The sequence below is a fragment of the Nocardioides sp. NPDC087217 genome (assembly GCF_044744805.1).
Classification (GTDB): Bacteria; Actinomycetota; Actinomycetes; order Propionibacteriales; family Nocardioidaceae; genus Nocardioides.
In genome coordinates this window covers 566,390-586,749 of record NZ_JBIUZB010000002.1, presented here as the reverse complement: position 1 = coordinate 586,749, position 20,360 = coordinate 566,390, and the positions used below count along the sequence as shown (strand labels likewise).

17 protein-coding genes are annotated in these 20,360 nt (G+C 70.2%); 2 read left to right on the top strand and 15 right to left on the bottom strand.

Annotation, left to right across the window (positions count from 1 at the left end; translation table 11 throughout):
• Window positions 1–83 precede the first annotated feature (83 nt).
• The 10 genes from ACIO3S_RS10145 to ACIO3S_RS10100 all read right to left on the bottom strand — a co-directional run bounded on the left by ACIO3S_RS10145 (window position 84) and on the right by ACIO3S_RS10100 (window position 9,817).
• The gene (locus tag ACIO3S_RS10145) at window positions 84–851 is read right to left on the bottom strand and encodes a pseudouridine synthase (protein ID WP_160023742.1); all 768 of its coding nucleotides are present in this window, start codon (window positions 849–851) and stop codon (window positions 84–86) included.
• Window positions 848–1,528, bottom strand: coding sequence for an SMC-Scp complex subunit ScpB (gene scpB / locus ACIO3S_RS10140; RefSeq protein ID WP_400462523.1), 681 nt, complete (start codon window positions 1,526–1,528; stop codon window positions 848–850). Before scpB ends, ACIO3S_RS10145 begins: the two co-directional genes overlap by 4 nt.
• Complete coding sequence (locus ACIO3S_RS10135) at window positions 1,521–2,426, bottom strand: segregation and condensation protein A (RefSeq protein WP_400462520.1); 906 nt, start codon at window positions 2,424–2,426, stop codon at window positions 1,521–1,523. The genes scpB and ACIO3S_RS10135 overlap by 8 nt, the downstream gene beginning before the upstream one ends.
• Before the next feature lie 11 nt (window positions 2,427–2,437).
• Window positions 2,438–2,806, bottom strand: a complete 369-nt coding sequence (locus ACIO3S_RS10130; RefSeq protein ID WP_160023748.1) for a hypothetical protein — start codon at window positions 2,804–2,806, stop codon at window positions 2,438–2,440.
• Entirely contained in the window at window positions 2,788–3,738 is a 951-nt protein-coding gene (locus ACIO3S_RS10125; RefSeq protein ID WP_400464597.1) for a ParA family protein, read from the bottom strand. The genes ACIO3S_RS10130 and ACIO3S_RS10125 overlap by 19 nt, the downstream gene beginning before the upstream one ends.
• A gap of 303 nt (window positions 3,739–4,041) precedes the next feature.
• Window positions 4,042–4,188, bottom strand: a complete 147-nt coding sequence (locus ACIO3S_RS10120) for a hypothetical protein (protein ID WP_350839477.1) — start codon at window positions 4,186–4,188, stop codon at window positions 4,042–4,044.
• Window positions 4,189–4,218: 30 nt separating this feature from the next.
• Entirely contained in the window at window positions 4,219–6,825 is a 2,607-nt protein-coding gene (locus ACIO3S_RS10115) for a DEAD/DEAH box helicase (RefSeq protein WP_400462516.1), read from the bottom strand.
• Complete coding sequence (gene xerD / locus ACIO3S_RS10110; protein WP_400464594.1) at window positions 6,822–7,718, bottom strand: site-specific tyrosine recombinase XerD; 897 nt, start codon at window positions 7,716–7,718, stop codon at window positions 6,822–6,824. The genes ACIO3S_RS10115 and xerD overlap by 4 nt, the downstream gene beginning before the upstream one ends.
• 193 nt (window positions 7,719–7,911) lie before the next feature.
• Complete coding sequence (ald, locus tag ACIO3S_RS10105; RefSeq protein ID WP_160023758.1) at window positions 7,912–9,027, bottom strand: alanine dehydrogenase; 1,116 nt, start codon at window positions 9,025–9,027, stop codon at window positions 7,912–7,914.
• Window positions 9,028–9,175: 148 nt separating this feature from the next.
• Complete coding sequence (locus ACIO3S_RS10100; RefSeq protein WP_400462513.1) at window positions 9,176–9,817, bottom strand: NUDIX hydrolase; 642 nt, start codon at window positions 9,815–9,817, stop codon at window positions 9,176–9,178.
• Between the two features lie 22 nt (window positions 9,818–9,839).
• Here ACIO3S_RS10100 and pepN point away from each other — a divergent pair, with 22 nt between their 5' ends.
• Together pepN and ACIO3S_RS10090 are read left to right on the top strand one after the other, a co-directional pair.
• The gene (gene pepN / locus ACIO3S_RS10095) at window positions 9,840–12,278 is read left to right on the top strand and encodes an aminopeptidase N (protein WP_400462510.1); all 2,439 of its coding nucleotides are present in this window, start codon (window positions 9,840–9,842) and stop codon (window positions 12,276–12,278) included.
• A gap of 88 nt (window positions 12,279–12,366) precedes the next feature.
• Window positions 12,367–12,840, top strand: coding sequence for an SRPBCC family protein (locus tag ACIO3S_RS10090; protein ID WP_350713890.1), 474 nt, complete (start codon window positions 12,367–12,369; stop codon window positions 12,838–12,840).
• Between the two features lie 63 nt (window positions 12,841–12,903).
• Here ACIO3S_RS10090 and ACIO3S_RS10085 read toward each other — a convergent pair whose 3' ends face one another.
• From ACIO3S_RS10085 to ACIO3S_RS10065, 5 genes are all read right to left on the bottom strand, one after another.
• Window positions 12,904–14,616, bottom strand: coding sequence for a CTP synthase (locus ACIO3S_RS10085; RefSeq protein WP_160023764.1), 1,713 nt, complete (start codon window positions 14,614–14,616; stop codon window positions 12,904–12,906).
• Between the two features lie 14 nt (window positions 14,617–14,630).
• A complete protein-coding gene (steA, locus tag ACIO3S_RS10080; RefSeq protein ID WP_400462506.1) occupies window positions 14,631–16,562 on the bottom strand; it encodes a putative cytokinetic ring protein SteA in 1,932 nt (643 codons plus the stop codon).
• A gap of 169 nt (window positions 16,563–16,731) precedes the next feature.
• On the bottom strand, window positions 16,732–18,510 hold the full coding sequence (gene recN / locus ACIO3S_RS10075; RefSeq protein WP_400462503.1) for a DNA repair protein RecN: 1,779 nt from the start codon (window positions 18,508–18,510) through the stop codon (window positions 16,732–16,734).
• Window positions 18,503–19,498, bottom strand: coding sequence for an NAD kinase (locus tag ACIO3S_RS10070; protein WP_400462500.1), 996 nt, complete (start codon window positions 19,496–19,498; stop codon window positions 18,503–18,505). The genes recN and ACIO3S_RS10070 overlap by 8 nt, the downstream gene beginning before the upstream one ends.
• Entirely contained in the window at window positions 19,495–20,358 is an 864-nt protein-coding gene (locus ACIO3S_RS10065) for a TlyA family RNA methyltransferase (protein ID WP_160023772.1), read from the bottom strand. Before ACIO3S_RS10065 ends, ACIO3S_RS10070 begins: the two co-directional genes overlap by 4 nt.
• Window positions 20,359–20,360: the final 2 nt, after the last annotated feature.

Genomic DNA, 20,360 nt, shown 5'->3' with positions numbered 1-20,360 from the left:
CGTCGTCGTGCTCATCGCGCGCTGCTGCATGCCGATCACCTTAACGGCTCGAGCCCCAGGTACGCACCAGGGTTTCTGGGGCCTCAGAGCTCGGTGGTGTCGAGGAGCTCGCCGAGCTCCTCGCGGGACAGGTCGCGCATCTCACCGGGCTTCATGGTGCCGAGCCGGACCGGGCCGATCCGGGTGCGGGTCAGCCGCGTCACCGGGTGGCCGAGATGGTCGAGGAGGCGGCGCACGATGCGGTTGCGTCCCTCGTGGATGACCAGCTCGATGATCGACTTGTCCTTGCGGGTCTCCATGATCCGGGCCTTGGTGACGGTCACCGGGCCGTCCTCGAGGGTGACACCGGCGAGAAGCCGCTTGCGTACGTTGGGGAAGATCTCGCCACTGACCTCGGCGACATAGGTCTTGTCGACCTCGTAGCTGGGGTGGGCCAGCCGGTGGGCGAAGTCACCGTCGTTGGTGAGGATGATCAGGCCCTCGGTGTCGGTGTCGAGACGGCCGACGTGGAACAGACGCTCGGGGCGGTCGGCGACCAGGTCCGAGAGGTTGCGTCGGCCCTCGGGGTCGCTCATCGTCGAGACCACACCACGCGGCTTGTTGAGGGCCAGGTAGACCTTGCCGGAGATCGGCGGGAGCCGCTTGCCGTCGACGCGTACGACGTCCTTGCCGGGGTCGACCTTGGTGCCGAGGCGGGTGACCACCTCGCCGTTGACCTCGACGGAGCCGTTGAGCATCAGGATCTCGCTGCCGCGCCGCGACGCGATGCCGGCCAGGGCCAGCAGCTTCTGGAGCCGGATCAGGCCCTCGTCGTCCAGCGGCAGATCGTCTCGCTCAGGCAGGTCGCTCACGTCTTCGATTCTGCCGTATCCGCCGAGTCATCCCCATTTGCCGCGCTCTCTTCCGGTTGTGCCGCCAGCGCCTCCTGGCTGACCTGCTCAGTCAGCTCCTCCTCCATGTCGGCGAGGTCGGGCAGGTACGGAGCCAGCTCGGGGAGCTCGCCGAGGTCGGTGATGCCGATCCGCTCGAGGAAGTAGGCGGTGGTGCGGTAGAGGTTGGCGCCGGTCTCGTGGTCCTGGCCGGCCTCCTCGACGAGGCCGCGGGTGAGCAGCGTACGCATCACGCCGTCGACGTTGACGCCGCGGATCGCGGAGACCCGGGCGCGCGAGACGGGCTGCTTGTAGGCGACCACGGCCAGCGTCTCCAGGGCAGCCTGGGTCAGCCGGGCCTGCTGACCCTCGAGCACGAAGCCCTCGACGACGGCGGCGTACTCCTCGCGGGTGTAGAACCGCCAGCCACCCGCGACATTGCGCAGGTCGAAGCCGCGGCCCTGCTCGGTGTATTCGGCCGCCAGAGCCTCCAGGGCCTCGATCACGGCGGCCGTCGGGTGACCGACCGCCGAGGCCAGCGATGCCGCCGCCAGCGGCTCGTCGGCGACCATCAGCACCGCCTCGAGCGCAGGTCTCAGGTCGGCGAACTCGATCGCCAGGGTCTCCTCGGTGGTCTCCCCCGTGGCAGCCTCAGTCATCGTCCTTCTCCCCGTCATCGGCGCCGCCCTCCGCGGGCGGCTGCCCCTCGAACTCGTCCTGGATCAGCTCATCGACATCGAGCGCCTCGTCGCCGGTCCAGCGTACGGTCAGCTCGCCCAGCGCGGTGACCTGGTCGAAGGCGACCGCACCCTCGCGGAAGAGCTCCAGCAGCGAGAGGAACCGGGCCACCGTGGTCAGCGTGTCGGGCGAGTCGGCGCAGAGGCCACGGAAGGTGACCTGCCCGCCGGCGCGCAGCCGCTCGATGACCAGGGCCGCCTGCTCCTTGACCGACACCTTGGAGCCGTGGATGTGGGCGAGCCCGATCTCGGGCGGACCGGGCTTGGGCGCCATCGCGGCCGCGGCGAGCTGGGCGAACTGCTCCAGCCCGATCCCGATGAGCACCTCGGGCAGGAGCCCCGCATAGCGCGGCTCGAGCTGGACCGAGCGCGGGTGGCGCTTGGACTCCTTCGCGAGACGCTCGCCGAAGACGGCCGCGACCTGCTTGAACGCCTTGTACTGCAGCAGGCGCGCGAAGAGGAGGTCGCGCGCCTCGAGCAGCGCGAGGTCCTCCTCGTCCTCGACGTCACCCTGCGGCAGCAGCCGAGCCGCCTTCAGGTCAAGCAGCGTGCTCGCGACCAGCAGGAAGTTGGACGTCTGTTCCAGATCCCAGACACCCTTGCCCCCGCCCTCGGGCGACCTCTCGGCGGCGCCCTTCTTGACGTAGGCGATGAACTCGTCGGTCACCGTGGCCAGGGAGACCTCGGTGATGTCGAGCTTGTGCTTGGCGATCAGGCTGAGCAGCAGGTCGAAGGGGCCCTCGAAGTTGCCGAGGTGCACCTCGAAGCCCCCGGCGCCGCTCGACTCCTGCTCCTCGGCCCCGTCCGGGGCATCCTGCATCTGCGTGACCGTCACTCGGCGAGCCGGTGCACGAGGGCGCTGTCGTCCCCGTACTCCTCCAGGTCGGCCAGCACGATCGCGAGCGCCTCGCGCACCAGCCGGCCGCGGTCGACCGCGATGCTGTGCTTGGCCCGCAGGTTGAGCCGGGCGTGCTCGAGGTCGAGCAGCTCCTCGGAGGTGATGTAGACCGTCATCTTCTCGTCATGACGTACCCGGCCGCTGGACCGCTTCTTGGCAGCCGGAGTCTCCTCGGCCGGCTCGGGCACGGCGTGCACCGGCCGGGCCTTCGCCTCGGCTGCGGGCCCCGCGGCGGCAGCGCCGTCGGACGTACGCCGGAACAGGTCGTCGGCAGCCGGAACCCTCACTCGCCGCGTTGCCATCGGGCCAGCACCTCCTTGGCGAGCATCCGGTAGGAGTCGGCGCCGGTGGAGCTGGATGCATACTCGGTGATCGGCTCGCCGACCACGGTGGAGTCGGCGAACTTCACGGTGCGGCGGATGACGCTGTGGAAGACGCGGTCGCCCCAGCCGTTGACCAGGGTCTCCATGACCTCGCGGCTGTGCATGGTGCGGCTGTCGTACATCGTGCCCAGTATTCCGTCGATCTTCAGACGCGGGTTGAGCCGCTCCTGAACCTTGTCGATGGTGTCCTTGAGCAGGGCGACGCCGCGCAGCGCGAAGTACTCGCACTCCAGCGGCACGACCACGGAGTCGGAGGCGGTCAGCGCGTTGACGGTCAGCAGGCCCAGGCTCGGCTGGCAGTCGATGAGGATGACGTCGTAGTTGGCGACGGCCGGCGCCAGCGCGCGGGCCAGGGTCTGCTCGCGGGCGACCTCCTGGACCAGCTGCACCTCGGCGGCGGAGAGGTCGATGTTGGCCGGCAGCAGGTCGACACCGTCGATGCCGGAGGGTACGACGACGTCCTCGAGCGTGATGTCACGCTCCATCAGCAGGTTGTAGACGGTCAGCTCGATCTCGTTGGGCTGGAGACCCAGACCGACCGAGAGCGACCCCTGCGGGTCGAAGTCGACCATCAGGACCTTGCGGCCGTGCTCGGCCAGCGCGGCGCCCAGGTTGATGGTGGTCGTGGTCTTGCCGACGCCACCCTTCTGGTTGACCATCGCGACCGTGCGCGCCGGGCCGCCGGTGGCGGGTCCGGGCTCGGGAAGGTTGGGCCAGGGACGACCGGTCGGGCCCAACTTGTTCTTGCCCGGGGAGTCGAAGGACCCCGCGTCGGGTTCAGGGGCGTTGGCGCGCAGCCGGGCCGAGGGCGGATAGGCCGGCGGCGGGGCTGCCGGCGTCTGCGGAGGCATCTGCGGCGCGGTCGCACCACCTGCTCCGAAATAGCTGTCTTCCATTCCTCCACCCCCGGTTCAGTTGCCGCGGCCCTGGGACGATCACGGCTAGCGGGTCTATATGTCGACACGGCGACTCTAAGACCCGGATCTGCGCGACTGTAGGAGCCGCGCCGGGCGTGTCACAAGGCAAATCCGGGTGATTCTGCTACGTGGCCCGAATCTGTTGATGACCTGTGCACTTGGCGCACCGCCAGCCCCACAGGAAGGGCCTTCGATGTGGAGAAACCTGTGGATGGATCTCCGCTCGATCGGCCGAGCTCAGTGCGACCGACGGCGCTTCTGGAACTGGTCGTAGGCCTTGCCCGCAGCGTCCTTGATCTTCTTCTGGTTCTCGGGCTTACGAGCCTCGTTGGCGATCTTGGCGATGGCCGCGACGACGACGGGGTTCTTCAGTAGCTTGCGCACGCCCCAACGCTAGCGGAACCGAGCAACCCGTCACAGCCGACGCATCGCCACGGTCGCCAAAACCAGCTCGCCGGCCTCGTCGCTCGCGTCCAGATCGGCCACCGCCTCGATCACCCAGTCGTGGTCGCCGGCCGGGTCGTCGAGGGTCTGGGTGACCCGCCAGACCCTGGTCGAGTCGTACGCCTCGTCCTCCTCGTCCACTCCTGCCGGGGCGCCGCGCTCGACGGTCCAGGTGAGCAGCTTGGGCGAGCGCGAGTCGGCGGAGATGCCCACGTCGTCGTGCTCGGCGAAGTAGGCCTCGAGGGCGTCGTCCCAGCGGGACCTGGTCATCACCACGTCGCGCGCGGGCTCGACCCGGTCGGCGGCGGAGCGCTCCAGCGACATCAGCGTGTCGAGGTCGTCGCGCGAGACCGCGTCGACGCGGGCCCACATCGCGTTGCGGACCATGATCTCGAACGCACGGGTCTGCTGGGACAGCGACCGCGGTGGCGGCGGCGCCTCGTGGTGGGCGACGGCGGACGGGATGTGCTCGGGGTCGGAGAGCGCCTCCCACTCGTCGAGCAGCGAGGAGTCGGTCTGCCGGATGGTCTCCCCCAGCCACTCGACCAGGTCCTCGATCTCGGGGCTCTTGTGGGTCTCAGGGAGGGTGTGCCGGAAGGTGCGGTAGGCGTCGGTCAGGTAGCGCAGCACCAGGCCCTCGGAGCGGGCGAGCTGGTAGCGGCGTACGACGTCGGTGAAGGTCATCCCCTGCTCGTACATCTCGCGCAGGATCGACTTGGGGTCGAGGGCGTCCTCGGGCAGCCACGGGTGAGTGCCGCGGTAGACCTCGAAGAGCGCCTCGAGCCGCTCGGCCATCGGCTTCGGCCAGGTGATCTCCTCGATGAGAGCCATCCGCTCGTCGTACTCGACGCCGTCGGCCTTCATGTTCTCGATCGCCTTCCCGCGGGCCTCGTGCTGCTGGGCGAAGAGGATCTGGCGCGGCGGCTCGAGGACGGACTCGACCACCGAGACGATCTCGAGGGTGTGCTCGGGCGACTCCGGATCGAGCGTGTCCAGCGCGGCGAGGGCGAAGTGGGCCAGCGGCTGGTTGAGGGCGAAGTCGGCGGGAAGGGCCTCGGTGAGGACATAGCGCCGCCCGTACGCATCGGGCTCGGCGAGCCTGGTCAGGACTCCGCTGTGGACCAGGGAGCGGGTCAGGCGCAGGGCCCGGCGGGCGAGCTTGAGCTGGGTGCGCCGCTCCTCGTGGTTGTCCATGGTGATCCGGCGCATGACCTCGAAGGCGTCCTCGTCGCGGGCGACGACGTTGAGGATCATCGAGTTGTCGACCTTCATCCGGCTCTGCAGCGGCTCGGGGGCGCCGTCGACGAGCTTGGTGAAGGTCGCCTCGGTCCACACGACCGTGCCCTCGGGCGGCTTCTTGAGCTGGGCCTTGGAGTTCTTCTTGCCCGCCTTGCGGCGCTCCTCGGACTTCGCCTTGGCCTTCTCGTTCTCGATGATGTGCTCAGGCGCCTGGACGACGACGTAGCCCTGGGTGTCGAAGCCCGCCCGGCCGGCCCTTCCTGCGATCTGGAGGAACTCCCTGGTGCGCAGGATGCGCTGGCGGCGGCCGTCGAACTTGGCCAGGCCGGTGAAGAGCACCGTGCGGATCGGGACGTTGATGCCGACGCCGAGGGTGTCGGTGCCGGCGATGACCTTGAGCAGCCCGGCCTGGGCGAGCTGCTCGACGAGCCTTCGGTATCTGGGGAGCATGCCGGCGTGGTGGACGCCGATGCCCTTGCGCAGCAGCTTGGAGAGGGTCTTGCCGAAGCCGGCGGCGAAGCGGACCGGCTCGAGCCGCTTGGCGATCTGGTCCTTCTCCTCGGTGGAGAGCTTCAGCCAGCCGGCGTTGAGCAGGGAGGTGCCGTGGGTGACGGCGTCCTTCTGGGTGAAGTGGACGACGTAGACCGGAGCCTGGCCGGTGGTGACGAGCTCCTCGAGGGTCTCTTGGAGCGGCGTGAGGCGCCAGTCGAAGGTGAGCGGAACGGGTCGTTCCGCTTGGTCGACGAGCACGGTCTCGCGACCGTTTCGCCTGGTCATGTCCTTGGCCAGGGCGCTGGTGTCGCCGAGCGTCGCGGAGAGCAGCAGGAACTGGGCCTGCGGCAGCTCGAGCAGCGGCACCTGCCACGCCCAGCCACGGTCGGGCTCGCCGTAGTAGTGGAACTCGTCCATGATCACGAGCCCGACGTCGGCGTGCTTTCCTTCTCGCAGCGCCAGGTTGGCGAGCACCTCGGCGGTGCAGCAGATGATCGGGGCGTCGGCGTTGACGCTGGCGTCGCCGGTGAGCATGCCGACGTTCTCGGCGCCGAACGTCTCCACGAGATCGAAGAACTTCTCGCTGACCAGCGCCTTGATCGGCGCGGTGTAGAAGGAGACCTTGTCCTCGGCCAGCGCCGCCGCGTGCGCGCCCGCCGCGACCAGCGACTTCCCCGAGCCCGTCGGCGTCGCCAGGATGACGTTGTCGCCCGCCAGGAGGGACATGATCGCCTCGTCCTGGTGAGGGTAGAGGCTGCGGCCACTCCTCTCGGCCCACGCCACGACCGCCTCGTAGACGTCGTCAGGGCTCGCTCCGACCTTGGGGATCCAGCTGGTGTCAGTCACAGGGCCCTCGGGTGTGCGGTCGCGAAGACCTCTCGGAGATTGTCCACGGTGACAAGAGTGTAGATCTGCGTCGTGGTCACCGACGCATGGCCCAGCAGCTCCTGCACGACACGTACGTCGGCGCCGCCGTCCAGCAGGTGGGTGGCGAAGGAGTGGCGCAGGGTGTGGGGCGAGACGTCCTTGTGGATCCCGGCGCGCTCGGCGGCCCGGGTCAGGACGGTCCAGGCCGACTGGCGGGAGAGGCGGCCGCCGCGGGCGTTGAGGAAGAGCGCACCTCCCGAGCGGGCGGCTGCGAGGTCGGGGCGGGCCCGGGTCAGGTAGGCCTCGACCGCCTCGATGGCGTAGGAGCCGACCGGGACGATCCGCTCCTTGCCGCCCTTGCCTCGCAGGAGTACGACGTGGTCGACCCGGTCGAGGTCGTCGACGTCGAGGCCGACCGCCTCGGAGATGCGGGCGCCGGTGCCGTAGAGCACTTCGAGGAGGGCCCGGTCACGCAGCGCGAGCGGCGTCCCGGGCGCGCCCGCCGCCTCCAGGATCGCCTCGACGTCGGCCAGCGGGAGGGCCTTCGGGAGCCGCTTCTCCGCACGCGGCGGCTTCACGTGGCCGGCCGGGTTGGCCTCGACCAGCCCGTCGGCCACCGCGAACTTGTGGAACCCGCGCACCGCGACGACCGTCCGCGCCGCCGAGGTCGCGCTGAGCGCCGGGTGCTCCTCGCTGCCTTCGCGCAGGTGGGCCAGGAACCCCGACACCGTCGCCTCCGAGACCCCGGCGAGGTCTTCGACGCGCTGTTGGGCGAGGAATTCGGCGTACCTCCGCAGGTCGCGCCGGTAGGAGGACAGCGTGTTGGCCGCGAGGCCCCGCTCGACCGTCAGATGGTCGAGATACGTACGCATCGCGTGCTCCACCGCTGAAGCGGAGCCCGAGGCATTCGATGCGGCAGTCACGGGTCCATCCAACCAGGGGTGGTGGATCCGGTCGGGGAGGAATACCCGGTTAACCGGGTATTCCGGCACTTCTCAGGCATTGCATTGCCTGAGAAGTGCCGGAACTGCCTGTACGGCGTGACTGCTGTGACTACTGAGGCGATCAGCCGAGCACGTCTGCGAGCGCGACGGAGTCGATCCCGACCGCCTCGCCGACGGGCCCGTAGGTGAGCTGGCCGGCGTGGGTGTTGAGGCCCTTGGCGAGCGCAGCGTCCTCACGCAGCGCCTGCTGCCAGCCCTTGTTGGCCAGGGCGACGGCGTACGGCATGGTCGCGTTGGTCAGGGCGTAGGTGGAGGTGTTGGGCACCGCGCCGGGCATGTTGGCCACGCAGTAGAAGGTCGAGTTGTGGACCTGGTAGGTCGGGTCCGCGTGGGTGGTGGCGTGGGAGTCCTCGAAGCAGCCGCCCTGGTCGATGGCGATGTCGACGAGCACCGAGCCCGGCTTCATCCGCGAGACCAGGTCGTTGCTGACCAGCTTCGGCGCGGCCGCGCCCGGGATCAGCACGGCACCGATGACCAGGTCGGCCGCGAGCACCTGCTCCTCGAGCGCGAGCTTGTTCGACGCAAGGCCGTGGACCTGGTTGGAGTAGCGCCAGAACGACATCCGCAGCTTCTCCAGGTCGGTGTCGAGCAGCGTGACGTCGGCGCCCATCCCCAGAGCGATGTTGGCGGCGTTCTGCCCGGAGACGCCGGCACCGATGATGACGACCTTGGCGTTGGCGACACCGCCGACACCACCCATCAGCGTGCCGCGGCCGCCCTGGGCCTTGAGCAGGTTGTAGGCGCCGACCTGGGGCGCCAGGCAGCCGGCGACCTCCGACATCGGGTAGAGCAGCGGCAGCGCCCGGTTGGGCAGCTCGACGGTCTCGTACGCGATCGCGGTGACCTTCTTGGCCAGCAGCTCCTGCGTCAGCGGCTTGTCGGCGGCCAGGTGGAGGTACGTGAACAGGGTCAGGCCCTCGCGCAGCCGGTGGTACTCCTCCGCGACCGGCTCCTTGACCTTGAGCACCATGTCGGCGTTGCCCCAGGTCTCATCGGCATCGCCGAGGATCTTGGCGCCGACCGCGGCGTAGTCGCTGTCGGGGATCGAGGAGCCGACGCCGGCACCTGCCTCGACGAAGACCTCGTGGCCGTTGGCCACCAGCTCGTGAACGCCCGAGGGGGTGATCGCCACCCGGTACTCGTGGTTCTTGACTTCCTTGGGTACGCCGATTCTCATTGCCCTGCCCTTCATGTGATGGCCCCTGAATGTGGTGGTCCGTGGGTCTACGGGTCAGCCGGATGTGCGCCGCCTGACGCGGCATGTCTAACCCGGTGTGGCGCAAGTCACCAAAATCACGTCGCTCGGTCCTGACCAGACCCCCTGATCAGACTCTGCCACGAGACTTGAGAGCCGCGTACGCAAGCACGGCTTGGACGACCGGCGCGTCGGTCGCCCGGCCGCTCAGCACAGCTTCGAGAAGCTCCTCGAAGGGCACCCAGTGGACGCTCATCTCGGCCTCCTCGTGCTCGAGCTCGAAGCCGTCGCGGTCACTGGCGGTGAGGCCGCGGGCGAGGAAGAAGTGGTGGATCTCCTCGGTGAGCCCCGGTGAGGCGTACGTCGAGAGCAGCGGCGTCCACTCCGCCGCCTCGTGGGCCACCTCCTCACGAAGCTCGCGCACCGCGACGTCGAGCGGGTCCTCGCCGGGATAGTCGATCAGGCCGGCCGGCAGCTCCACGAAGCGCCGCTTGGCGGGATGGCGGTACTGGGTGATGACCAGGGCCCGCTCCTCCTCGTCGAGCGCCAGCACGACCGCGGCGCCCGGGTGCTCGACCACCAGGCGACGGAACGGCTCCTCGTCCTCGTGACCGGGGCGGTTGATCCGGTCGGCGCGCAGCGCGACGACCCAGCCGTCACGGTGGAGGTCCTCGCTCGAGGCGACCGGCCAGCTCTCCGGGGCGTCCCACGCGGTGAGCGGTCCCTGGTCCAGCGGCACGGGCGAGTCGGAAATTCGTGCGTCCGATGTCATGGCCCGAGGCTACCCTCGGCTCATGTCTGCCACCTCCCCCGCCGCCCCTGCCTCACTCACCCAGGAGGAGGCGGCCGCGCGGGCCGCCACGGTCACCGTCGAGCGCTACGACATCTCGCTCGACATGACCGGCCTGCTGGAGGGCGAGACGCTCTCCAGCGTCTCAACGATCACCTTCTCCGCCACCCCGGGTTCGAGCACGTTCGTCGACTGCGTGGCCGAGGTCGGCGCGGCCACGCTCAACGGCACGGAGCTCGACCTCGCCACGATCAGCGGCGGCCGGATCCCGCTGGAGGACCTCGCGGAGACCAACACCCTGGTCGTGACCGCCTCCCAGTCCGACACCGCCTCCTCCGAGGGCGTGCTGCGCACCGTGGACCCATCCGACGGCAACGTCTACGTGTGGACCTCGTTCGAGCCCGACGACGCCCGCCGGCTGTGGGCATGCTTCGACCAGCCCGACCTCAAGGCCGTGCACGGGTTCACCGTGACCGCCCCCGAGCAGTGGACGGTGCTCTCCAACTCCGCGCCCGCGAGCGTCTCGGACGCGGCAGCCGGCGCGCGGACCTGGGTCTTCGAGGACACTCCCCCGCTCTCGACGTACGTCGTGGTGGTCAACGCCGGGCCGTTCATCGAGGTCCGCGAGGAGCGCGGCGGCTACGACCTTGGCCTCTACGCCCGTCAGTCGCTGCGCAGCCAGCTCGAGCGGGACCGGGAGGAGATCCTGCAGGTCACCGAGCACGGGCTGGCCTGGTTCGGCGCCAAGTTCGGGATGCCGTTCCCGCAGCGTCGCTACGACCAGATCTTCGTGCCCGACATGGGCGGCGCGATGGAGAACTGGGGCGCGGTCACCCACAGCGACGTGTTCCTCTTCCGCACGGCACCAACCCACGCCGACCGGACCGAACGCACCAATGTGGTCCTCCACGAGATGGCGCACATGTGGTTCGGCGACCTGGTCACGATGCGCTGGTGGGACGACCTGTGGCTCAACGAGGCCTTCGCCTCGTGGGCGGCCGTGTGGGCCTCGGCCGCGCTCCCCGACCACGCCGACGTGTGGGCCTCGATCGCGTTGACCGAGAAGAAGGCGGGCTACGACATCGACGCGACGCCCGCCACCCACCCGATCCGGGGCGTGGTGCCCAGCGTCGACGTCGCGATGGCCAACTTCGACGCGATCACCTACATGAAGGGCCAGGCCGTGCTGCAGCAGCTGCACGCCTACATCGGCGAGGAGGCCTACCTCGCCGGGCTGCAGTCCTACTTCGCCGAGCACGCCTTCGGCAACACCGTCCTCGACGACCTGATGGGCGCCTTCGGTGCGGCCGCGGGCAAGGACCTCTCCGCCTGGACCACCGCGTGGCTCGACCATGCCGGCACCGACGTGATCACCCTCGCCGACGGCAAGGTGTCGGTCACCAGCCCCGACGGAACCGTCCGTCCCCACCGGCTCGACATCGCCTCCTACGACGCCTCCGGCGCCCTGCTCGCCACCACTCCGGTCACCGTGGCGGGCGAGCCCGTCGCGGTCACGCTCCCCGATGCCGCCGCGCACCTGGTCAACGCGACCGACGTGACCTTCGCGGCGGTGCGTTCGGACGAGGCCAGCGAAGCCTGGCTCGGCGAGAACGCCGGCCTGCTGCCCGACGCGGTGGCGCGGGCGGTCGCGGTCAACAGCGCCTGGACCGCCCTGTTCCGCGGCGAGATCGCCGGCCCCGAGGTCGTCTCGCGCGTCCTCTCGGTCCTCGAGACCGAGCGCAACCCGCAGGTCACCGGCGAGTTCCTGAGCATGGCCGTCACCGCTGCCGAGCTGTGGACGGCGCCCGAGCGGGTCGCCGAGCAGCGCGCGCTGGTCGCCGCAGCTGCCGCGGTGCTCGCCGAGGACCCGGCCAACCGCGACACCGCCCTGCGCGTTCTCGCCTCGCACGCCTCCACGCCCGAGCAGCTCGCGCTGGCCGAGCGCGGGGCCGCCGAGGACGTACAGGTGGCCTGGCGGCTGCTCGGCCGGCGCGCCGAGACGGGCGACTACGACGCCGAGGCCGTCGCAGACCTGGAGGCGCGCGACCCGGATCCCGAATCGTGGGTCAGTGCCCTCGGCGTACGCACGGCTCAGCCGCTCGCGGAGGCCAAGGAGGAGGCCTGGCAGGTGAGCATGATCGAGCGCCGGCTGCCGCGCACCGACGGTGGGTACGCCCTGAGCTCGGCGTTCTGGCGCCCCGGCCAGGAGGAGATCCTGGCACCGTACGCGCAGCGCTATCTGGATGCCGTCGCCGACATCAGGGGTGGCGGACTGCTCGCCTACGGGCTCCAGCTCCGCTTCTACCCGGTCCAGGCCGGTGAGGACGTCGCCGCGGCCGCGCGCGCCGCCTGCGAGGGCGACGCGCTGGTTCCGTTCGTCCGGCAGACGGTGATCCGCATGGCCGACGTGCACTCGCGGCAGGTCGCGGCTCGCGCGCTGTGACCGCGGCAGAATCCGGGCCGCCAGAACGTATGGCCCGCGAGGACGCCGGGTACCTCTCGTGTCGTACGCAATCGAGAGGAGACACGACATGAGCACCATCGAGAAGAGCGTCCAGGTCGCCGTCCCGGTCAGCACCGCGTACGACCAGTGGACCCAGTTCGAGTCGTTCCCCCAGTTCATGGAGGGCGTCGAGTCGGTCCGCCAGCTCGACGACAAGCATCTGCACTGGAAGGCCGAGATCGGTGGCGTGACCCGCGAGTGGGACGCCGAGATCGTCGACCAGGTTCCCGATGAGCGCATCACCTGGCGTGCCGTCGAGGGCGCCACGAACAAGGGCACCGTCTCGTTCACCCCGGACGCGATGGCGAAGTCGACCCAGGTGACGCTTCACCTGGAGTACGAGCCCGAGGGCGCGGTCGAGAAGACCGGTGACCTGCTCAAGATCGTCGACATGCGGGCCAAGGGCGACCTCGAGCGGTTCAAGGACTTCATCGAGAACCGCGGCACCGAGACCGGTGCGTGGCGCGGCGAGGTGAAGCCGTCCGGCGAGGTACGTCGCTGACACACAGACGCAGAGCCCCTGGGCCCGGCACATGCCGGCCCCAGGGGCTCTGTCAGCTACTGATCAGGCGTCGGCCGTCTCCGGCAGCTCGACCTCGCTGACCTCGCGGCGCAGGTTGGTCTCGTCGATCGGGAACCGCTGCTCCTTCTGCCGGTCGAGGGCCGCCTTCACCAGCCCGGCGAAGAGCGGGTGCGGGCGGGTCGGCCGCGAGCGGAGCTCGGGGTGGGCCTGGGTGGAGACGTAATAGGGGTGTACGTCACGGGGCAGCTCGACGAACTCGACGAGCTGGTTGTCGGGCGAGAGGCCGGAGAAGACCAGGCCGGCGTCCTCCAGCTGGTCGCGGTAGGCGTTGTTCACCTCGTAGCGGTGACGGTGACGCTCCTCGATGGAGGTCTCGCCGTAGACCTCGGCCGCGATGGAGCCCTTCTTGAGCTCGGCCGGGTAGAGCCCCAGGCGCATGGTGCCACCGAGGTCGCCCGCGCCCTCGACGTACGCCTTCTGCTCCTCCATCGTCGCGATGACGGGCTCGGGGGTCTCGGCGTCGAACTCGGTGGAGTCGGCCTTCTCCAGGCCGAGCACGTTGCGGGCGTACTCGATGACCATGCATTGCAGGCCGAGGCACAGGCCGAGCGTGGGGATCTGGTGCGTGCGGGTGTAGGTCAGCGCGCCGAGCTTGCCCTCCAGGCCGCGGATGCCAAAGCCGCCGGGGACGCAGACCGCGTCGACGTCGTGGAGGTTCTTGGCGGCGCCCTCAGGGGTCTCGCACTCGTCGGAGGGGATCCAGCGGATGTTGACCTTGGCCTCGTTGGCGAAACCGCCGGCGCGGAGCGCCTCGCCGACGCTCAGGTAGGCGTCGGGCAGGTCGATGTACTTGCCGACCAGGCCGATGGTCAGCTCTTCCTTCGGGTGGTGCACCCGGCGGAGCAGGTCCTCCCACAGCGCCCAGTCGACGTCGCGGAAGGGCAGGTCGAGCTTGCGTACGACATAGGCGTCCAGGCCCTCGCGGTGGAGCACCTTCGGGATGTCGTAGATGCTCGGGGCGTCGGCGGCGGTCACCACGGCGTCCTCGTCGACGTCGCACATGAGCGCGATCTTGCGCTTGATGCCCTCGGGCAGCTCGCGGTCGGCGCGGCAGACGATGGCGTCGGGCTGGATGCCGATCTGGCGCAGCGCCATCACCGAGTGCTGGGTCGGCTTCGTCTTGAGCTCCTTGGACGGGCCGATGTAGGGCACCAGGGAGACGTGCACGAAGAAGACGTTGTCGCGGCCGAGGCGCTGGCGCACCTGGCGGGCTGCCTCGAGGAATGGCAGCGACTCGATGTCGCCGACCGTGCCGCCGATCTCGGTGATCACCACGTCGATCTCGGGGCCGTGCATGGCCAGAACCCGCTCGGAGATCTCGTCGGTGATGTGCGGGATCACCTGGACGGTCTCGCCGAGGTAGTCGCCGCGGCGCTCCTTGGCGATCACGTTGGAGTAGACCTGCCCGGTGGTCACGTTGGCGTGGCCGACCAGGTCGGTGTCGAGGAACCGCTCGTAGTGGCCGATGTCGAGATCCGTCTCGGCGCCGTCGTTGGTCACGAAGACCTCACCGTGCTGGAACGGGTTCATGGTGCCGGGGTCCACGTTGAGGTACGGGTCCAGCTTCTGCATGGTCACGCTCAGGCCACGCGAACGGAGAAGACGGCCGAGGGACGATGCCGTCAGGCCCTTTCCCAATGAGGAGGCGACGCCCCCGGTGACAAAAATGTGCTTGGTCAAGCTCGCCGACTTCATGGGCCTCAATCCTATCAACGCTTCAGCAGGCCGCCGAAACCTGACGCACCGAAATCGCCACCTTGTTGACTCCGCTGTCGAGACAGCGCGAGCGGAGCGGCGACCTGACCGGTGGTCGTCTCGATGCCGTCGACCGACGCGAACCAGCCCGGCCAGCCGTTGGCGCGGAGCGTCTCGAGGTCCTCGGAGCCCGTCGGTGCCGTCACGACCAGCCCTTTCGTGGTCGCACCGAGGCCCTCGACCAGGCCCTCGACCGCGGTCGTGTCCTCGCTGTCCTCACCGAGGACGACCAGGACGAGACCGGCCGGTCCGGTCGGTCGTCCCTGGGCCTTGACCAGGTCGCCGGTGAGCAACGCCACAGCGGCGGTCTTGGCGGGCTGGTCGAACGCTGCGGGCGGCTTCGTGCCGGCGTAGGTCTCCCCGATCACCTGGCCCATCCGCTGATAGGTCGCCTGTCCGGCGTCGCCGCGGCCCAGCTGCTTGACCAGCTGGGTGGCCAGGCTGTCGACGTACTGCTTGCGGTCGGGGTCCAGCAGATTCGGCCGTACGTCGAGCACTCCCGTCGTCTCGCCGCCGGCCGCCTCGATGTTGCCGGTGAGCGCGGCGACCGTCTTCTGGTCGGCGCCGGGGAGGGTGACGACCGCGACCTTCTGGCCGGTGAGCCTGCCGGGCAGGAGCGCGTCGCCGGCCTCGGCGACGAACTGGGCCTCGGCGCTCTGCTGCGGCTCCTTCGCGCTCTTCGTCTCGCTCTCGCCGGAGGCGGGGCTCGCCGCGGCTCCGTCGTCGGCTCTGTTCACGATCCCCGTGCCGATCGCGGTGAGGTCGTGGTCGGCGGCCCAGACGCCGGCCGGTACGCCGATCGCCAGCGCCGTCACCGCAGCCAGAAGCGGTAGGACGAGGCGACGGCTGCGGGGCTCCTTGCGGCGTACCGCCGGGACCGCGGAGGCGTCGATCAGCGTCGGGCCGAGCGCGAGCCGGGTCAGGTAGGTGCCGGCCAGGCCCGGGCGCTGGTCCTCGAGGAAGTCGGTCAGCGTGGTACTCAGCCCCGCCCCGACCACCAGCGAGGGGTGCTGGGCGTAGGCGACCAGGAGGGCGGCGTCCTCGGGGGCGAGGGCGGACTCGAACCGTTTCGGCTGCACGCCGATCCGGTCCAGGAGCTCGGTGGCGTTCTCGCTCGCGGAGGCGCCGGGCGCGAGGACGACCTCGGCGGCGCTGGTGAGCACCTTCGGCTCGGGGTAGCTGTCGGTGTCGGGGCCCAGGACGACCACGGCGTGGCGTAGCTGCTTCTTGGTCAGCCTCTTCGTCGCAGCACCCACCGCGATGATGGCCGGGCGCTGCTCGCGCAGGAACCCGGCGAGGTCGCCGAGGAGCCGGTCCAGGTCGGGATGGTCGGCGACCACCACGACGGGACGGCCGGCCAGCGGCGTGTCGAGAGGAGGTACGCCGTTGCCGTGCAGCAGCACCTCCTCCTCACGCTTGAGCAGCTCGCTGCTGTTGTGGGTGAAGAGGTCCAGGTGGGAGCTCAGGCCCCGTTTGGCGTCCTCGAGGTCCTTGTCGAGGGCCTCCTGGTCGAGCGCACGGCCCGAGGTCAGCAGCTGCTCGCCGTCGAAGATCTCGCCGTCGAGGATCCGGGCCTTCCGCCCGTCGACCAGCTTCTCGATCCCCGCCTCGCCGATCTTGTCGATCAGCTCGATCCCGGCGTCGGCCAGCGTCTGCGGGCCCCGGTTGGGGTAGCGGCCCGAGACCATCGGCTGGGCGTTGACCACGGCGATGACGCCCTTGGCCGCGATCGCCAGCGCGGTGCTCCGGTCCAGGTCGACATGGTCGATCACCGCGATGTCGCCCTCTTTGAGCCGCGGGATCAGCGCCCTGGTCGGCCGCCCCGCGCGGAGCGTGCCGCGGATGCCTGGGAGTACGGAGGGAATCTGGCGAGTAGGCAGTCTCATGTCCCGCCAATCCTCCCCCGTCGCCTGTGCGCGTCCCCGGATCTCCGTTCCGGCGAGTCGGTCGTTGTGGCGGCCGAATGCGTACGTTTGACGGCCGAGTCGGTCGTTGTGGCATGTGTCGTTCGCCACAACGACCGACTCGGTCGCCAGAACTGAGGTTTCGGCGGGATCAGACCTTCGCCGCGCGGGCCACCTCGAGGAGCTCGCGGGCGTGCGCGATGGCGGTGTCGGAGGCCGTCAGCCCCGCCAGCATGCGGGAGAGCTCGCGTTCGCGGGACTCGTCGTCGAGGACGGTGAGGCCGGAGCTGGTGACCACACCGTCGCTGGTCTTCTCGACGGCGACGTGGTGGTCGGCGAAGGCGGCGACCTGGGGCAGGTGGGTGACGACCAGGACCTGGGCGGTGCGGGCGAGGTGGGCCAGACGACGCCCGATCTCGACCGCGGCGGTGCCGCCGACGCCGGCGTCGACCTCGTCGAAGACGAAGGTCGGGACCGGGCTGGTGGCCGCCAGGACGACCTCGATCGCCAGCATCACCCGGGAGAGCTCACCGCCGGAGGCGCCCTTGTGGAGCGGGCGGGGCTCCGAGCCGGTGTTGGCGGCCAGCAGCAGCTCGACCTCGTCGAGGCCGTTGGAGCCGTAGCGCAGCCAGCGGCGGTCCTTGCCCGAGCCGACCTGCCCCGATCCAACCAGTAGCGGTGCGTGCGGCTCGTCCTCGGATGCGGGCGCGTCCGTCTCCTTCTGGCGTACGTCGACCACCAGTCGCGCGTGCGGCATCGCCAGTCCGGTGAGCTCGTCGCTGACTGCCTCGGCCAGAGCGCCGGCCGCCTCGGTGCGGGCTGCCGACAGCGCCAGGCCGGCGTCTGCGAGGGCGGCACGCAGCCGGGTGCGCTCCCCGCGGAGCTCCTCGATCCGGTCGTCGTCGGAGTCGAGCTCGAGCAGTCGCTTGGCGCCGGTCTCGGCCCAGGCGAGCACCTCGTCGATGGTCTCGCCGTACTTCCGCGTCAGCGCGGTCAGTGCCGCGCGGCGCTCGGAGACCACGGAGAGCCGCGCCGGATCGGTCTCGATCGCGGTCGCGTAGGAGGCGACGTCGGCGGCCAGGTCGGAGAGCAGGTAGGAGACCTCCGCGAGACGGTCGGCCAGGGAGGCGGCGTCGGGGTCGTGATCGCGGACGCCGTCGAGAGCCTGGCGCGCGGCGGAGATGGCGCCCAGCGCGTCGGGGGCGTCGACCTCCGAGGAGAGCGCCTCGCGGGCCTGCTCTGCGGCGGTGCGCAGCGTGTCGGCGTAGCCGAGCTTCTCCTCCTCCTGAGCGAGGGTGACATCTTCGCCGGACTCCGGTGAGACCTCCTCGACCTCGCCGAGGCCGAAGCGGAGCAGGTCGGCCTCCTGGGCCCGCTCGCGGGCGTGGGTGGTGACCTCGTCGAGCTCTTGCTCGACGGCTCGGAGCTCGGCGTGGATCTCGCTGTAGGCCGCGATGAGCTTGGCGACCGCGTCACCGCCGAAGCGGTCGAGCGAGTCGCGCTGCGCGCGTGGCTGCAGCAGCCGGTGCTGGTCGGACTGGCCGTGGACCGCGACCAGCGGTGAGGTCACCGAGCCGAGGGTCGCCACCGGGACGGTCGCTCCCCCGACGTACGCCCTCGCTCGGCCTTCGGCCGCGACGGTGCGGGCCACTAGGACGCGGCCCTCCTCGACCTCTCCCCCGGCCTCCTCGGTCGCCTCGACGACGCCGGGCAGCGACCGGGCATCGATGACGCCCTCGACGCGGGCCGCCTTCTTGCCCTTGCGGACCGAGCCGGCGTCGCCGCGGCCGCCGAGCAGCAACCCGAGCGCGGTCACGATCATGGTCTTGCCCGCGCCGGTCTCACCGGTCACCACGGTCAGCCCTGGTCCGAGCTCCAGGGTCGAGGACTCGATGATCCCGAGTCCGGAGATCCTGATCTCCTCAAGCATTCTCGCCTCCGTTCATCCTGAACGGACGCCGTTCCGCGGCGCCTCGCCATCCCTCCACAGACAGTCCGAACTTCCGCACCAGACGATCCGTGAACGGGGCCTGGTGCAGGCGAACGAGTCTGACAGGCTCCACCCCCCGGGTGACCTCGATCCGGGCACCCGGGCCCAGGTCGTAGGAACGCCGGCCGTCGCACCAGAGCACGCCGGCGCCGTCGGCCCGTGAGATGACCTCGACGGCCAGCACCGAGGTCGGCGCGACCACCATGGCCCGTGCGAAGAGCGCGTGTGCGCTGATCGGGGTCAGCAGCAGCGCCTCGACGCCCGGCCACACGACCGGGCCGCCGGCGGAGAAGTTGTAGGCCGTCGAGCCGGTCGGGGTCGCGCAGACGACGCCGTCGCAGCCCCACCTCGACAGCGGCCGGCCGTCGATCTCGACGACGACCTCGAGCATCCGCTCGCGCGCGGCCTTCTCGACGCTGGCCTCGTTGACCGCGAACGTACGGAAGACCTTCTGACCGTCCTCGAAGACGCTGACCTCGAGCGCGAGGCGGTCCTCGGAGGTGTAGCGACGCTGAACGATCGCCTCGATCGTCGACTCGACGTCGTCGTACTCCGCCTCGGCCAGGAACCCGACATGGCCGAGGTTGACCCCGAGGACCGGGGTGCGGTGGGGCTGGACGATCTCGGCCGCACGCAGGATGGTGCCGTCGCCACCGATGACCAGCGCCAGCTCGCAGTCGCGACTCGCGTCGTCCTCGTCGGTGGCGAGCTCGAGCTTCGGTTCGTACGCCGCCGGGTCGATGCCCAGGTCGGCCGCCTCGCTGGCCAGCACGCGGACCACGATGCCGTGGACCGCGAGCGACTTGGCACAGGCGAGACCGACCTCGCGGGCCTCCTCCCGCCCGGTGTGGATGAGCATGAGGACGCGCCGAACCTCGGCTGCGTCCACGGGAGCTGGGTCCACGCCAGGGGCGTCGGCTTCGGTCACGGATCAACCTTCTCAGACGGCACCGACACATCTCCGGTGGCAGGGCTCTCCAGGCCGCGCTGCTCGCGCACGGCCTCCTCGATCTCCGCCTCGGTGACGGTGGCCTCCCCACGGCGTAGCCACAGGAAGAACTCGACGTTGCCCGAGGGACCCGGGAGCGGGCTGGTGGTGACCGCGCGTGCGCCCCAGCCGCGTCTCGCGGCGGCCGCGGCGACGGCGTTGACGGCCTCGGCCCGCAGGACGGGGTCGCGGACCACGCCACCCTTGCCGACCCGGTCCTTGCCGACCTCGAACTGGGGCTTGACCATCAGCGCCAGGTCGCCGTCGGGGCTGGTCACCCGGATCAGCGCGTCCAGGACGAGCTCGAGGGAGATGAACGAGAGATCGCCGACGACGACGTCGACGGGTTCGCCGACCACGTCGAGGGAGAGGTCGCGGATGTTGGTGCGGTCGTGGACGACGACCCGCTCGTCCTGCTGCAGCCGCCAGGCGAGCTGGCCGTAGCCGACGTCGACGGCGACGACCTGCCGGGCCTCGTTGCGCAGGAGTACGTCGGTGAACCCTCCGGTCGACGCGCCGGCGTCGAGACAGCGGCGGCCCTTGACCGAGAGCCCGAGCGGTTCGAACGCCGCGAGTGCTCCGGCCAGCTTGTGCCCGCCGCGGGAGACGAAGTCGGGACGGTCGGGGTCTTCGGTGACCACGATCGCGACGTCGGTGGTGACGCCTGTGGCCGGCTTGGTGGCTCGGTTGCCCGAGACCGTGACCCGCCCGGCGGCGATCAGCTCGCTGGCGTGCTCGCGAGATCGGGCCAGCTTGCGTCGAACCAGCTCGGCGTCGAGACGCAGGCGGCGAGGAGGCATGC